Source organism: Spirochaetota bacterium (assembly GCA_040756435.1).
Classification (GTDB): domain Bacteria; phylum Spirochaetota; class UBA4802; order UBA4802; family UB4802; genus UBA4802.
Genome location: JBFLZD010000025.1, coordinates 35,874 through 53,537 on the forward strand (window position 1 = coordinate 35,874; position 17,664 = coordinate 53,537).

Here is a 17,664-nt window from a genome sequence, read left to right on the forward strand (position 1 = left end):
CACTTAAGTGACCTTTTTTTGATAAACCTGTGAACAGTTATGCATGTATAAAAATTTGTCACTAATTATTCCTAAATGTGGAAATTTGAATAAAATATAAAATAGTGTATACCCCCGCCGCCTTCGACGGCGGGGGTATACACTATATTCATCATGAAATTTTTTAAGGAATTAATGCTGAAAATTTGTTAAGCAATAATTAATAATTATGAAATTTTTAAATAATGATATTTATGTGATAAAGTAGTTGAATAATATGGTAACGGTGATTATTGTGCATTATCTAAAAAATGAATGCTTACAATAACTATTTTTTAGTATATCCAATTTTTTAATTTTTAGGAGAATACATCATGGAAATCCAGGTATTACAGAACATTTATGAATCAAATATTCAGAAGGCTGAGGAAATTAAAAAATTGCTTGGCCAAAAAAAAGTATATATGTTTGATATCATGAGTTCGCCCGGTGCAGGGAAAACCACTATCACCGATAGAATAATCAATGACCTTATAAAAGATTACAATATAGCCCTGATTGAAGGCGATATTGAAACAACCAATGATGCAAATCGGCTTGCAAAATATAATATTCCTATTGTTCAGATTGAAACAAAATTGTTTGGGGGCGCCTGCCATTTAGAAAGCTCATGGATAATGGGTTGTTTGGAAAAATTTGATTTAGATGCTGTTGATGTGGTCATCATTGAAAATGTTGGCAATCTTGTATGTCCTGCTGAATTTGAACTTGGTGATGATGAACGGGTTGTAGTATTAAGTGTTACCGAGGGTGAAGACAAACCAGTGAAATACCCGTTAATGTTTAATTCTTCGCATACACTGTTGATTAATAAAATTGACCTTTTGCCCTATCTTGATTTCAATATGGATGAGTTACTGGCAAATGTAAAGCGCACAAATCCAAAGATGGAAGTACACAAGATAAGTGCCAAAACCGGTGAAGGCATAGAAGGATTCTTAAAAGCACTGCGCTCACGGATAAAAAATAAAGTTGGCAAGTAACTTTATAATAAAAGTGTCATGTAGGGGACATCTTTGCCGCTTTCGGATGTGCTAATGTATGCTTCCCTTAAGATATAATGTACTATGTACAGGGAGAAATAGATGACCAAAACTCTCATGTGGGTTGGTTTTAATGTTTTTGTCCTGCTTATGCTTCTTTTAGATTTAGGTGTTTTTAATCGTAAAGCACATGAAATTAAAGTAAAAGAAGCGGTACTGTGGACAATATTCTGGATAGCGTTGTCCCTGATATTTAATGCAGGCATATATTTTTACGCTGGATACCATAAAGCCTTGCTATTTTTCACTGCCTACCTTGTTGAAAAATCATTAAGCATGGATAACATATTTGTATTCTTGATGCTGTTTACCTATTTTAAAGTAAATCCAATGTATCAACATAAGGTGCTTTTTTGGGGTGTGCTGGGTGCTCTTATCATGCGTGCCATATTCATTTTTGCTGGCATTGCGTTAATAGAAAAATTTGACTGGATACTGTATGTCTTTGGAGCATTTTTAATCTATACTGGATACAAGATGATGAAAGAAAAGGATAAGGAGATCCATCCTGAAAAAAATCCAGTGTTAAAATTAGCACGCACAATGCTACCCGTTACCAGCGACTATCGTAATGGGTATTTTTTTGTTAAAGAAAATGGGAAACGCTTTGTTACACCGCTTTTTATTGTCTTGCTGGTCATTGAATCAACGGATGTTGTGTTTGCGGTTGATTCAATTCCTGCCGTGCTTGCAATAAGCCATGACCCGTTTATTGTGTATACATCAAATGTCATGGCCATATTAGGGTTAAGAGCACTTTATTTTGCACTGGCAGCAGTCATGCGTCTATTTAGATTTCTGCATTATGGATTGTCGGTTATCCTGATATATGTTGGCTGTAAGATGATAGCAGCCCAGCTTGGCTATCATATCCCCACCGAGATATCATTGGGAATAATTGCATTTGTATTGACAATTTCAATAGTTACCTCTATCTATATCCCCGAAAATAAAGAAAAATTACAGTAACAAATACAAAGGCAATTGCACCAAGACAATAGCTGTGTGATTTATGGAGGTGTGGTTATGGTCACTGTAGGTATTAATATTGGTTCTACCAGTGTAAAAGTTGTAGTATGTAACAGTGGAGTTGTTAATACATTTAACATAATGCCCCATGAAGGTGATGTGCCGGGTACGCTTACCACCATCCTATCGCAATTAAAAATTCCTGAAGATGCACGGGCGATAGTTACCGGAAATGAAGGAAGGTTTTTATTACATCTGCCCCGAGTCATAGAATCTGTGTGCATTGAGGAAGCGCTAAAACACAGTGATTACAACCCGGATGCAATAGTATCTATGGGAGGCGAGGACCTTGTAGTCTATACTGTTGATGAGCATAAAAAGATTAAGAATAATTTTTCAGGAAATAAGTGTGCTGCAGGTACAGGTGAGTTTTTCAAGCAACAATTGGCCCGCATGGATATGACACTTGCTGATATTCATTCTATTCCAGAAAAAAGCAAGGTATTGCGATTATCAACACGCTGTTCAGTATTCATGAAAAGTGATTGTACCCACAGGCTCAACAAAGGTGAAGCCACTAAAGGTGATATAGTTCTTTCACTTTCCAATGTGATGGCAGTTAAAGTTATAGACTTTTTAAAAAAGGCACGAATTCACAAGGGCATTGTGATTCTAACCGGTGGTATAACACGCAATCCATATATATTACAGTTTATTAAAGAAAAATTGCCTCATGTTGAGTTTATCATACCAGATACCGCTGCTTATTTTGAAGCCTATGGTGCAGCGCTATTAGCAGAGCAGTACGGTGAACCAATTGGTGATACTCTATTTGAAAAACATACTATAAGTTTTCCGCGATTTAACAGTTTAAAAACAGCGCTCAATAACGTTACGTATATCCCCTCAAAGCGTGGAGTTGCAAAACCCGGTGGGGAGTATATATTGGGTGTTGATGGAGGATCTACCACAACAAAAGCATGCCTTGTTGATATACACACTCATGAAATTGTAGCTGCACACTATGGAAGAACCCATGGTGATCCGGTTAAAGCATTGAAGCAGTGTATTGTTGAAATACAAAAACAGCTAAAAGAACAGATAGGGGATAGCCCCATCATTATTTCATTGGCAGCAACTACTGGCTCATCACGAGAAATATTAGGAGTCTTTTTAGAAACACCAGCTATCTACAATGAAATCATTGCCCATTCAGTTGGTACTACCTACTTTAAGCCAGATATTGACACAATATTTGAGATTGGTGGTCAGGATGCAAAGTATGTATATTTAAAAAATGGTGTGCCCATTGATTATGCAATGAATGAAGCCTGTTCGGCAGGAACCGGTTCGTTTTTGGAAGAATCAGCTCAAGGCGATCTGAACATTGCCCATGCATGGGAGATAGGTGATATTGCATTGCAGGCAGAGCATCCACTCAAATTTGGTGAGCACTGTTCAGCATTTATCAACTCTGATATTCGCAAAGCCATTCAGCAGGGAGCAAGCCGGGAAGACATCACTGCGGGTTTGGTGACATCAATCGTTGCTAACTATCTCAACCGTGTTGTAGGAAACAGAACTATTGGCAATTCCATCGTGCTTCAGGGAGGAGTTGCAAAAAACAAAGCTGTACCGCTTGCATTTGCCATGCTTCTTGGAAAACATATAACAGTGCCACCGGACCCGGAACTGATGGGCTGTTTTGGCGTGGCGATAGTTGCCTTAAATAAGCTTACGGATGGCCTGTTACAAAAAAAATTCTATTCACTTGATGCAATTCTTAATACAAACATTGTCTATGAGCGCGAGTTTATATGCAAGGCTTGCGATAATTATTGTCCCATTCGGGTACTCAATGTTAATGGCAACAGGTACATGTTTGGTGGCAGGTGCAATAAATATGCAAATATGCGAAAAAAGCGCGTTATCCATGAAGAGGAGGTTGTTGATTTTATTGAAAAAAGAAATGAGTTATTGTTTGGTGAATGCGCACCACAGGAAATGCCACACAATGCCTCTATAACGGTTGGCATGCCGCTGTGTTTTTCAGCATATACCTTGTGGCCGCTGTATTCATGGTTTTTTAAAGAATTAGGTGTGGCGATAGTTACCTCTGATGAAATCTCAGAAGAGGGAAAAGCTAAAGTTGAAAGTGCTTATTGCTTTCCTGCTGAGATAGCGCATGGTGCGGTTAAAAATATTCTTGATAAGAATGTTGATTATATCTTCCTGCCGCACATTAAAGAAATGAAAAGCTATCAGAATGATGCCCGTGCAACGTTTTGCCCTATTACTCAGGGATTACCATATTATATTGAAAAGGCATTTGATGAAATTCCTAAAGAAAAAATACTTTCGCCAGTTATTAGTTTCGAACTGTCAGATGAAATGACGGAAAATTCATTTATCCATGTGGCTGTAAAACTTGGCTTTTCACCGGAAGAAGGAAGAAGGGCATTTGGGCTTGCGTTACAAAAGCAAAACGAATATTTTGTAAAAGCCAGAAAATTAGGGGAACAGGCTCTAGAGTTTGCACGGAAACTTAAAAAACCTGCCATAGCATTACTGGGGAGGCCCTATAATGCATTTACAAAAGATGCAAATATGGGCATTCCCAAAAAATATACCAGTATTGGGTATACGGTTATTCCGTTTGACATCCTTCCCTTTGAGGATGAAGAAATATTTCCTAACATGTACTGGTTTTATGGACAGCTGGATATGAAAGCAAGTGTCATGCTTGCAAAAGAAAATAATATTTATGTGACATTTATTTCTAATTTTTCGTGTGCGCCTGATTCGTTCATGCTGCATTACTTAAAATGGATTATGGGTTCCAAGCCTTTTCTTATCTTAGAGCTTGATTCCCACACAGCTGATGCAGGAGTTGATACACGTATTGAAGCTTTTCTGGATATTATTGAGGGCTACAGACAAAAATGTATGGGTGAAGAAACTCAGCGCTATGATAATGGCCTGCGTTTTGTCATTGAAGATAATGAATTGTACGTACGTAATATAGTTACCAATAAAAAGATACCTGTGCGCAATAACAAAAAGGTTACATTACTTTTAGCAAGCATGGGGCGTTTAGGAGCAGAACTTCTGGCAGCATCATTGCGTTCGGCTGGTATTAATGCTGAGGCAATGCCTGTGCCTGATGCTAAAACATTACAACTGGCCAGACAATTTGTGTCAGGCAAGGAATGTCTGCCTTCACATCTGGTGCTGGGAAGTGCGCTGCAGTATTTTTCTTCATCGCGATATAAAAAAGATGAAATATATCTTTTATTTGTACCAACAACCCAGGGGCCGTGCCGTACAGGGCAGTACTTTGTATTTTATGAAAATCTTTTTAGGGACATGCGTTTTGATAACGTTTGTGTTGTGACGCTGGATTCATCACATTCATATACAGAATTAGGGCCGCATTTTTCAAAACATGCATGGTGGGGAGTTGTCATCAGTGATTATATGAAGGACATTGAAACTTCGCTCAGAGCCTGTGCCAAGGATCCCGTTAGTGCAATGGCTCTGTATGACCAACTATGGCAGGAGTTAATCTCAGTTGCCGAAAAGGATGTAACCAGGGTTATCCCGGTGTTAAAAAAGATTGCTGTAGCTATCAGCAACATTCCATTACAGAGAACTATCGCACAATGCCCAAAGGTGTTGATTGTTGGCGAGATCTATGTACGCAGGGATGATTTTGCTGTTGACGAACTTGTTAAGCACTTCAGTAAAAAAGGGATTATTGCAAAAGTTTCAGGAGTGAGTGAATGGATCTATTACTGCGATTTCGTACGTGAGTATGAATATAAGAAGGCCGTTAAACTGGCTCCATGGTATAAAAAGCTATTTATCCCGGAGGCAAGGTTATTGTTGAAATTTTTTATTGAGCAGTGGTACAAACACAGAGTTGAGAAAAAAGTTAAACGAGCGTTGCAACACACACAGCTAATCCCTAAAACCCCCCATGATATGCATCATATCATGAATATGTCACAAAAACATTTTGTGGATCTGGAACTGCAATCTGAGATTACCGTTTCAAGTGGTGTGGCAGCGGCGGCTATGCAGGATGGCTATTCGGGAATTGTCAATATATCACCGTTTGCCTGTTTGATTGGTCGTGTCATCGAAGGAGTTTTAACGCCATGGGCACGTACCAGAGGATATCCGGTGATGTCGGTTGAAATTGATGGTAATACTATCCCCCCTACAACGCTGAACAAACTTGAAATATTCATGTTAAATGTCATGCGATTTAAGGAAAAGCCGGAAATGAAAGAAGTTATTGAACATCCTGCACAAACGGTAGTTGCAATTGATAGGAAAATAATTAAGAATTTATAATACTCTAAGCTTTTTTAGTAAAAGCTATTGCTTCATCAACAGTGTGAAATACTGCAAAAAAATCAAACATTGCAGGTTGTTCTATCATTATTTTTTGCAGCAGATCATCAGTCATCACAAGTAATGCATAACCACGTGTCTTTTTCCAGAATTGCAGTGATTTCATTAACACGCCAATAATAGGATTGGAAACCTCCTGTACTGATAGCACATCAAGAATGAAATGCTGGTGGTCGGGGTAGTTTTGTATATCTTGCTTGACAAATTCTAAGATTTGATTAGCCTCTTCTTTGTTGATTGCAGGCTTTTTGATCTTCCCAATGAGAATAGCATTATCTTTTAAAAATTCAGAAGAAAAAAGATCATTTAATGTGCTCATAGTTTACCCTTATGTATAAATATTTATGTCATGATACAAAGCCAACAAATGATATGTCAATGAAAAAAAGTTTTAATACGTTGGCTTACAGTATATTGATTATGCTTTTTACTTCAGAATGTGGAGCAATAGCTTGAAAACATTCATACAGTATTGTATTAAGATTCTTTCATATAGTTTTATAGCACTATGTAGCTTTGTTGTTTTAGTGGTGCTGATTCTTTTTATTGCTGATCTTGTGTTAACCACTGATAGGGTGTCAAAAATTGTTACAGACCAGGTAGAATCTCATCTCAATGCAAAGACTTCCTTTACTATAACACATTTTTCTTTGTTCAATGGCTTTGAAATTAAAAATTTTATTCTGAGAGGTACTGACAGTGAAAAACCTGTAATAGCCTTTGATACATTTCGATTGCGGTATAGTTTTTTTCCTTTTTTAATAGGAAAAATCAAAATATATGAAATTGGATTATACAATCCCTCTGTATATCTTGAAGAGCAGAAAGGGATATGGAACATTCAAAAATTGGTAAAATCTTCTGAAAAAAAAGAAAAAGAAAAAAAAGAGGAGGCTAAGGAGGAAAAAGAAAAAAAGAATGAGATCACTTTGCCAATACCAGTAGAAATACTTTTTGGGTTTGTATTGGAAAATCTTACAGTAACAGTACACAGTAGTACTTACAGTGCAACATTAAAAAATTTTTCTAGCTCTATCAAGCTACACATCCCACCGGCGCGTCACATTCCGTTAAACATACTGGCATTAAGATTGTTTGATGCATTAAACATTACTGTAAATCCAGAAGAAACGTTGTCGTTTTCTTTTGTTTCCAGGGATATTTCTGCCGGTCCACCGTTGCTATTTACATTTAATCTTGTATATAATCCTGAAGGAAAACAGTTGTTCAGTAGCTTTAAGTGTGGAACATACAATACACCTGTCAGGTTTTCACGAAAACATGTAGCTCCACTCAATGTCAGGATAGAATATGATATCGCATATAATTCATTAAATGATGCAGTCCACTGTAAAATTCTACGAGTTGTATTTGGTACATCAGTATGGATTTCATTTGCAGGTACTATCGAACATGTAAACAGTGAACCAGAAATACAGTTTGCCATGCTTGATAGCAATATCAAGCTTAACGAAATGTATCAGTATACCAATGTGCTTCTTGGGCCAAAACCGTACTTTAATGGTTCCATTTCAATTTTTCCACTTACAATACAGGGGAACATTCATACATTAACAGTGAAAGGTGCAATACGCGGGCAAAAGGTTGCATTTGCTACTGATGGATTTTCTGTAACTATTCCCTTAATTGAAATACCATATTTGGTAATACTGCGAAATCCTGTTGTTGAAGCATCCATTGATATTGGGATCCCTCATTTTGTTTATGCACTGGATGAAAACAGGTCACGGGATAATAGTATTAGCTTACAATGCAATGTAGTATATAATCTCAATAGCAGCATGCTGGATATTCAAAAGGTGGTTGTAGTACACAGGGCACCTGAGATAGCAGCAGAGACTATTCGAGTTGAGGTTTCTGGTTCAGTGAATTTGGGTGATGTTGTGGCAGCAAGTATTGGTGTGTCCACATTACGGTTTGATATTCCATCAATAGCTTTTTCTTTACCTTCCCCATTGAAACAGTCCCTGACATCAAGCCCCATAACAAAGCCTGTGACAGTAAGACTTAAGGCCGATGTAATTACCTCTGCACAAACAAATAGTATCAATCTAAATGCTTTTGGTAAAATTCCGGATTATTCTATTGATGATTTAACTATTGCAGCATCAGTTACGCAGAAGCCGCAAAAAGGGAAGATTGATATAGCATACTGTGAAGTATCTAGCAAAAAGCATTATGCCAGTATTCATATTAAAGGGTCTGTGGTTACAAAAGATGAGGTGTCACTTGACGTGGATGCAGGAGTACATGTTGCTCCACGGGTACCAATTTCTTTTGGCAACTATACAGTAAACGGCATTTTAAATGTATTGTTACGTCTTAAAGGGACTATGCAATCATTGGTTGCTAAGGGGAATTTGCAATCTCAAAAGTTGATACTCAGTAATGATGCTGGTAAACTTTTTGTTGGCCCGGTTGATATGGATATACCAATAGCATATACAATGGGGCAAAGTTTTAAGATGCCATTTGATTCTGCTGATGTTATGAATATAGAGCTGTTTAAGCAAAAGGAAAATTTTTCCATTGGCAAGATTGTGGCACTACATCCATCGCGAAATATTGCTTTTGAATATGTTACGAATGCGCATGGGTATATTGGGTTCAAGCGTAACATAATGGAAATCAAAAATTTGCAGGCTGAAGTTTTACGCGGGACAGTTACTCTAAAGGAATTAAATTTCAATCTGGCTGATCTTAATCCGCAACACATGGAGTTTAGATTAGCGCTCAATGCAAATGATATAGATATTGGAAAGCTGGACAAACCCGAATCGATAAGGATTAATAAAGATGCACTGTTATCACTTAATGCGCAGGTTATGGGTAAAAACCTCAACATTGCACAGGATTTTGATATATCAGGATCTATTAACATATATAAGGTTGGGGAGGATTTTGCAAACAGGCTTTTTAAAGGCATAAATGAAGAACGGGGAAAGTCAAAGTTAGGGATGGGACAATTTGCCGTGGATAACTCGCTCATTATTACCGGATTTGATTTTTATATGGATAAAGGTCTGGTATACCCAACAGTCTTTTTCAAAAAGAAGGTGCTGGGTGTTTTTGTTACTGTTAATAATGAACAGGTGCGCTATGAGCGTATCCCGGTTGTGGAATTTTTTAACAGGGTAAGGGAGGAAACATTATGAAACATATAGTGGCGATAGCTCTAGCTATCGTTGCCGGCATATTGTATTCACAGGCACGATGTAGTTCTTCCAGTTGCCTGAAAGGAGTACCCAGCTGTATTGAAATACACCCCCCTGCAATACAAATTACTGGCGAAAAGACAGCGCTTGAGCGCCAGCTTGTAGGCGAATACAGAGAAATTGAAAAGGATGCATGGGTTACGTCAACCGTTATGGTGCCATCAAAAGGGGAGCGCCGTGCAATGGTTACTGCTGATGAGACTATGCTGCAGGCAATTAAGTTAAGAGAATTCAATGAAGATAAGATACGTATATACAAGGATATGGGAATCATTGGTGAAATGAATAATGGATATGTGGGAATAGTAGATGAAAAGAAATTACAATCCATGAAGGAGGCTACAGTCATACGTACACTGATTAATGATGAAAACAATGCACGACAGATTATATTTATAAAAAGTTCAGATTCAAAGGATTCAAAAGATCCTACAGCCATTCAGTTTGGCTATGATTTTGCCAGAGAACAACAGGCAAAAGCAAAAAAGGGTGACTGGATACAGAAAGAAGATGGTCGCTGGGTGAGAAAATGAAACGTATAGTATGTGCTCTATTTGCATTACTTTTGATAGGATGTGCATCAACAGCATACCGTGATATACCGTTTGATTATTCACAGGTTTTGACCAAAGAATTCCGTTTTGGTACAGGTCGATCAATTCCGCTTACCTTTGAGCGTTCGGTAAACGTAAGTGGAAGTATCACCGCTGATGGTAAGTACTTTGTGTATGCATCAAATAAGGAAAGAAGTAATTTTGATATCTACTTACGGGCACTGAACAACATCAAAACTGTTCGTTTGACCATCCATCCTGCCAGAGATTTTGCACCTGATGTATCGCCTGATGGTAAATGGTGTGCATTTGTTTCTACTCGTGATGATCCTGAAGGTGATATCTTTATTATGAAGCTTGATCCTGAAAAAATTATAACGCAGGGTGACCAGGAAGTACCATCTAACAATATCACTGCAGTACGGGATCCGCTTTCGGGAGCTGTCACACCGATACGCGACGCTTCACCCTGTTTTTCTCCTGATGGTAAGCTAATTGCATTTTCCTCTACACGTGATGGTGAAGAATCCATCTACATTATAGGAAAAGATGGGACTGGCATTCGCAAAATTACTGAGGGGATGCAGCCGCGATTTTCCGGCGATGGCAAAGAGCTCATCTTTGTGAAAAAAACTAATACGGGAAGTGATGTCTTTACAATTAATATTACTACCGGCACGGTGAAACAAATCACCAGTAGCCTATACGTTGAGCTATCGCCCTGCTTTGGGAAAACCAGTAATGATATATATTTTATGCGCATTCAGTATGATACCAATGGTGATACAAGACTGGATTCCAATGATAAAGGCATGCTATTTGCCTATGATGTGCAAAAAAAAGAGGAGTATCCTCTGACGTTGATTGAAGAGCCTTCAGCCACACCACGCTGGGTGTCGTATGCTGATGGTGTAATTGTGTACAGCATCGTTGAAGGCCAGTACATCAATATTGCAATGATTCCGCATACAGGCATTATCCCAAAACAGAAAAATGCTCTCAGACAATATGAGCTGGCACTGAAGTATAAAGAAGATTTTGACGATAGTGACCGCTACCAGCGCTGTCTGTTTGCCACATATTACTTTTTCAAAGAATCCAGTGATATTGATTCGCAGATAATAATTGCCAGAGCTCTGTATGAATTATCGTCCATACAGCAGTATTCATTCGTTACCAATATACTGGCAGATCTGAGTAAACGAAGCAAGCCAGCGCAAATTTATATGCGCTATCGTAGCGTGAAGGATAAAGAGAAGCTGACATACCTTGAGCAGGTTGTTAAGGAGTTGTTGGCACAAAACGAAGAAAAGATTGCACCCTTTTTTATGGAAGAGCTTGCTGACCAGTATGCACGCATACAGATGAAAGCAAAAGCCAAAGTTTTGTATAATGAGATTATTGCTCGATATCAAAATTATACTCGTTTAATGTATATACGGTATAAAGCTGGTGAACTGGTATATAAGGAATTCAGTATCCCTGAAGAATGGATTACTGTACTTCAGTCTTCCTATACATACCTTAAAAATGCAATAACGGTTTCAATACTTGAACAAACAAAAAATATCACATCTAAGGTTAGGTATGAATATGCTAAAACATCAGCTGAAAAATACAATGTGCCTATCATTAAAGCTATTATGAACTATGTAGCTGCAACTGCCCTTATGGAGCTTTCACAGAATGATGATGCAATACCATTGCTAAAACAGGGCTTGGAGCATACCAAAAAGCTGGATGTGGCGTACTTTTTGATGAATGTAACCTTAGGAAAATTGTATTATGCAAAACAAAGTGATGAGTGGGTTGTGTACTACGAAGCTGCTGTCAACAATTATCAGGCACAGTGGAAGCAGGACATACGGCCTATTATTGAACAACTTGCAGAATATTTTGAAAACACAGGGCAAAGGCTCAGCGCTGAAGGAAACTTCAAAGATGCAGTAGCATTATATAAACGCTCAATAACCATGAATACACTGCTCCATCTTAAACGCCGTTACAAAGATATATACAGTGCCAATGCACCTGGCGCTCATATAGGATATATTAATGCAATGCTGGCAGTATCACAGGACAAAGCTGTGGGCACTATTGAAAAGGAATACTTAGAACGATTGCCCATTGCACGGATGGATTTTGATAAGGCACATATATATGGCTTGGGATATATCTATGTAAAGCAGGCTACAGCGCTGGCTCCTTCACCAGATGCCATGGATGGCAAGTCCTCTCATGAATTTGAAATGCTCCTTGGATTGTTCACTAATGCCCTGCAACACATTGACTGGTCACTATTTATAGATGATACGTTTGTTGATGCATATTTGCTCAAAGGATGGATATATCAGTATATTGATGAATTGCGTGTTCGTTTTCCCTCAAAGAAACGTATAATTGATTCATATTTCCCTGAGTATTTATGGGAAAAATCCATTCCCCTGTATGAAAAGGCACTGGAAGCTAACAATAAAAACCTGTTCCCCCAAAAAGAGGCGGATATCCATTGTAACATAGGAAACATCTATTTTCTTTTAAAAAATTTTAATTTAGCTTCACGGCATTATGCTGAGGCAATTAAATATACAAAAACTTTTTCAACATTGAAAGAAGAAGCTCTCTTTTACTATCACTATGGGTATTGTTTGTGGCAGCAGGGTAATTATAATGGGGCATATTTGTCAATGCAACAGGCATTTACTATTTACAAGGCGATAGCTCAAAAGAATGAATCTGCAATTGCAAATACGCTCTATGTGCTGTACAGGTATTTTGCTCTCTTTGAACGAATGCAGGGTAATTACCAAAAGGCTATAGAGTGGTATAAGAAAACATTAGAACACTGTGCACAATTTCAATGTGGTGATAGCCCATCACGTATTTACATAGAGATAGCTGAATGTTATCGCAGATTGGAGCAGGATACACAAGCGCTTGTATATCTGGAACTTGCTAAACGGTCATTGCCGCAAAAAACTTCAGCGCAGTATACGATTGGCTGGAAATTTGCTGGATTTGGTCCTGTATATTTTTATGACCTTGGACAGGATACTGTTGTTATTGGTGAGGGAAAAATTGTTTCCCCTCTTTCAGGTTGGGAGATGGAAATACTTATCCAGAATATGCGCGCAGATATCTATGCAAAAAGCGGCAGGTTTGGTGATGCTGCAGCACAATATCTGGATTTAGTCAAGGTAACACAAAAGCAAAAGACTTCATTGATGGCTGATGCCCATATTACCGCTCTGTATAATGCAGCATATTGTTATTCCCGTATGGGGAATGTGCAGAAGGCACTGGAATTATATGATACTGCTCTGTCAATTGCTCAGGATACAAATGTTGCAATTGGTAAAATATATCAGGCCATGGTTCAATGGGCTTACTGTTATATTTCAAGCCTACAAAAAGCCAAAGTGCAAAACCTTGATACAGCAATACATAGAATAGAGCAGTATAAAAAAGATATGTATGATAAAGTATATAATACCCTTCTTGATGATTATACCAAAAAGATGAAGGCGCAAAAGAAAAAGCCAGCTGATGAAGAGATTACAGCATTGAAACAGCAGGCATCTAAACAGGCTGAGGCGTACAGCATTAAATTTGATGCACTGACTGCCCTCTTGTACATGCACAAGGCTTCGATTCTGCAACAGGATATACCATCTGATAAAAGTACTGAATACTATGTCCCGACACATGAAATCATTGGCTATTACTCCGAGGCTCTCAGGTTATATTCGCAGGCAATCAGCTACTATGGCAATGATGCTTTTCATCAAGAATTTGTTATTAAACTTCTCATCAATAGAGGAATATGCAGAATACATTTGGGGCAGTTCAGGGATGGATACGATGATATCATAAGTGCTCGATTTAAAGCTAATAAAATTCAGTCAAAAGAGCTGGTGTGGTTTGCTGAAGCAACACTGTGGGATTTAGCATACACGTATAAGGAAGTAAAGCAGCTCATCGATAATCCTGACAGGCTCATAGATGGAGTGCTGTCACGGGTAGAATTGCTGCCGCCTCTGTATACTATGAAGAAAGATTTTATTCTAAGGCTCTATGATACCTATACTGATGAACTTATACAGAAAAAGAAATACAAAGATGCGTATGCTGTTCAACAGCGCCGGCAAATAATCACAATAGCGTTCAATGGACTATCAATACCAAATTTTTATAAAAAAAGCGATAATACCATATACAGCAAATTTTTACGTACATGTTTTGCCATACAGGATCTTGAACAAAAATTAACCAGTACGATAGTGAATGAAGAAGAGTCAAGTGTTATTGAAAAATTAACCTCTTCTATTTCATCACAATATAAAAATCTTGCTGGATACAGGTTGGCTGCCTCAACATTTCTATTACCCTATCTTGGAGTTTATACATCAAAAGGTTCAGAATATCCCGTAGTACATTTCTATACATTTAATAATAAACTCTATGGATGGGTAAATAAAAATACTATTGATTGGGTTTTAATTTCTGACTCACTGCAACCAGAAAGATTGACTGAAGATGTTAATAAATTTGTACAGTCATTTCATGGGAAAATATATATTGTGCTTAACGACACATTCTTTGCATTGCATAAATATATGAGCAATTCTGTGTTATACGCAATAGGGTGTGTGCCATTTGCTTCACGTGTGGATGATATCGAGCACCTGGTATGGTTGCCAGCAGATGTGGTTGCAACCGACATAAAACTTCCCAGCAGTATAAAAATTACCACAGACATTAAAGAATCAGAGTATATAGTTGATACTGACAATCCAGATATTGCTATAACACCATCTTACTGCTTTGCTAACAAACTGGAATGCTCTGCTGTTTTTAAATCCATAGAGAACATGAAAACTGATGAGCTTATGCTATTAGCAGATTCAAGCATATATTCACACGTTGCATCTGTTATCCTGTATTCGGGAAATAGTGTTGGTACTCTGGTTGCAGCAGTCGTACATAATGATGTAGGCCTTATTAATTCGCTGAAAACAAAAACTGTGGTGCTGGGAAAAGTTCCAGACACAGTAAATGACAGAGAACAAAATGCAAAGATAGTTTCTCAGAAAAAACAAAAAGAATATACTCAGGCTTTAGAACGTGGGGAATATGATACAGCCATGGTTGCTTTAGAGCGCTGGAAAAGGGCTGGATTAAAACAACAAGAATATTATGACAAGAAAATACTTGTTCTGGTTTACCAGAATAACATAGAAGAAGCACTCAAAGTTATGGAGTCATACAGCAGTGCTTTTACCAGTTCATTTGCTGTGTATGTATATTTATTAAAAGGTGATGTTAGTAGTGCGGAAAAGCTTTTGAAAGATCCCCGATTGGGAAATACATTTGATTATACAATTTATGAAGCCATCATTAACGGCTATAAGCATAAAGGAAAGCTTCCTCTTATTAAAGACGTATCCAAAAGCACTGATTCAATTTTGCCAGCTAACCAATTATTGTTATTATATGCTCAGGAAGCTTTTTTATTAGGGGAAAAAGAAAAATCCCAACATATAATGAAATTCTATCAGGCTGACTATATTCCTTCTCAACGTGAGTTGCTGGTTGCATACAATTTAGGTTATTCAAAAGCTTCATATGGTAATACAGTTGCATACAGGATGTTAAAAGCTATTACAGGAGATAGCAATAGCAGTAATGTTATAAATACTATTAGCGATTATAACAACCTGTTGCTTTTTGGAATACTGGAAATGATTAAAAACAGACCACTTATGCCCGATGAAGAATGGAAGCGTATTATGCTGATTGCTGAAAAGGGCAATCACACAGGGATTGATGTGCAATTTACAACAGCAAAAATAGCTGAAATATTGCAGGATGTAATTCCAGCAAGGGTGCTTCAGTACATAGAAACCGTTGCTTCAGACAGGGGAAAGATTGTATCACCTATAGCAGCCCTGTATGCAATCAATGCCTATCAAAAGACAGATAATTTTAAAAATGCATATACTGCATGCAAATCCTTAAAGCAACTGCCTTATACACTGGAGCAGTTATGGTACAGCTATTATATCTATTCAGCGATAATGTTAGGAAAAACTGATGAGGCACAGGATCTTTTAAACAATAGTCAAATAGTTACAAGGGATACTGTTTTATATAATCTTTTTAATGTCAGTATCCAGATGCAAAAGGTTGTAGCATCAAAAACAGCAGATAGCACTGTGTTACAAACTATCGCCCAAAATATTGATCTGTTGATTTCAAGCTTGCATGATGAATCAGTACGATGGTATTATTCTGAGTATAAATATTTATTCGTTAAACTTATCAATTATGCAATATCGTATGCAATGAGCAGGGGTAATCAACGAGATGCTCTGAGGTATGCTGAATTACGAAAGATGATAGAAGGAATTGCATTATTTGATGAAAACACCAGTTATAAAAGTATATATAATGATCTTGTTGGAAATAAATTTCCAATTATGGAAATTCAGAAGAATATTCCTCGCAAGACAGCTGTATTGTATACAACAAAGAATGAAAACGATATATTTGCCTGGATTATAACAAGAACATATATACAGCCAGTACGCCTGCATAATTCTTATAAACAATTATATGATATTATTCACAGCTATTATAATGATGTTGGACTGCTTCAACAGGTATTTGACAGGGAAGCAGCGATTAATGATATAATGAAACCTGTAATAAAGGAACTGGGTGGTTATACTACCATAATTGTTATTCCTGATGCATATACTGAATCCATACCATATGAAATAATTCAGTATAATAAAGATGATACAGCAATAGTTTTTATGCCATCTTTGATGGGATCCATGGATGAATCATTGTCTGTTCCCCCTATGGCATATATTGATGTGAACAATACAAAAAAGGATCTTATAGTATCAGCTCTAAAACAATCTGACTTTTCTTATACATTTGATGCCATAGCAAAGGGTATCATGATTACCGATAGACAGATTAGTTATAATACTGTTAAAAAAGGGTTGATGATTAATGGTAATATGATACAATCAGAAAATGTGTTCATCAATATAGCCAATATATCGCAGGTGTCATACTATTATTGTTTGTTTATGATACAGAAAGAAATAGGAATTAGTGTACTGTTGAATAGTGCTGTTACAGATGTTAATAGTATTATCTTCATTCGTGAATTCTGTAATACAATTAAAACTGATAGTTTTTTAAATGCTTATATATCAGCATATCAATATTTGAAGAAAGATAAACGTTTTAAAAATCCTGCCTACTGGTTGGGAATTCGTTTTTATAGCCGCACAATAAAAGGTATACATGATGGTGTCAATAGATGAAAGGAAAAGAAATGCCAACAGCGGTAATTATTGATGATGAGGAGATGGTTAATGAAGTCTT

7 protein-coding genes are annotated in these 17,664 nt (G+C 37.3%); 6 read left to right on the top strand and 1 reads right to left on the bottom strand.

The window, feature by feature from the left end; all coding sequences use genetic code 11:
• The first annotated feature begins 353 nt into the window (after nucleotides 1–353).
• The 3 genes from hypB (at nucleotide 354) to AB1444_08735 (ending at nucleotide 6,410) form a co-directional block, all read left to right on the top strand.
• The gene (hypB, locus tag AB1444_08725) at nucleotides 354–1,022 is read left to right on the top strand and encodes a hydrogenase nickel incorporation protein HypB (GenBank protein ID MEW6526733.1); all 669 of its coding nucleotides are present in this window, start codon (nucleotides 354–356) and stop codon (nucleotides 1,020–1,022) included.
• Nucleotides 1,023–1,124: 102 nt separating this feature from the next.
• Nucleotides 1,125–2,051 (top strand): TerC family protein, encoded by a 927-nt coding sequence (locus tag AB1444_08730; GenBank protein ID MEW6526734.1) that lies wholly within the window; start codon nucleotides 1,125–1,127, stop codon nucleotides 2,049–2,051.
• A 57-nt stretch (nucleotides 2,052–2,108) separates the two neighbouring features.
• Nucleotides 2,109–6,410, top strand: a complete 4,302-nt coding sequence (locus AB1444_08735; protein ID MEW6526735.1) for an acyl-CoA dehydratase activase — start codon at nucleotides 2,109–2,111, stop codon at nucleotides 6,408–6,410.
• 4 nt (nucleotides 6,411–6,414) lie between these two features.
• Here AB1444_08735 and AB1444_08740 read toward each other — a convergent pair whose 3' ends face one another.
• The gene (locus AB1444_08740) at nucleotides 6,415–6,789 is read right to left on the bottom strand and encodes a hypothetical protein (GenBank protein MEW6526736.1); all 375 of its coding nucleotides are present in this window, start codon (nucleotides 6,787–6,789) and stop codon (nucleotides 6,415–6,417) included.
• A gap of 133 nt (nucleotides 6,790–6,922) precedes the next feature.
• Between AB1444_08740 and AB1444_08745 the strand changes: the two genes are divergently transcribed.
• The 3 genes from AB1444_08745 to AB1444_08755 are packed head-to-tail and all read left to right on the top strand — an operon-like array spanning nucleotide 6,923 to nucleotide 17,603.
• On the top strand, nucleotides 6,923–9,646 hold the full coding sequence (locus AB1444_08745) for an AsmA family protein (GenBank protein MEW6526737.1): 2,724 nt from the start codon (nucleotides 6,923–6,925) through the stop codon (nucleotides 9,644–9,646).
• Nucleotides 9,643–10,239: a DUF1318 domain-containing protein gene (locus AB1444_08750; protein MEW6526738.1), complete on the top strand. Its 597-nt coding sequence runs from the start codon at nucleotides 9,643–9,645 to the stop codon at nucleotides 10,237–10,239. The genes AB1444_08745 and AB1444_08750 overlap by 4 nt, the downstream gene beginning before the upstream one ends.
• Nucleotides 10,236–17,603 carry a tetratricopeptide repeat protein gene (locus AB1444_08755; protein MEW6526739.1) on the top strand — a complete coding sequence of 2,456 codons (7,368 nt, stop codon included), beginning with the start codon at nucleotides 10,236–10,238 and terminating at the stop codon, nucleotides 17,601–17,603. The genes AB1444_08750 and AB1444_08755 overlap by 4 nt, the downstream gene beginning before the upstream one ends.
• Nucleotides 17,604–17,664: the final 61 nt, after the last annotated feature.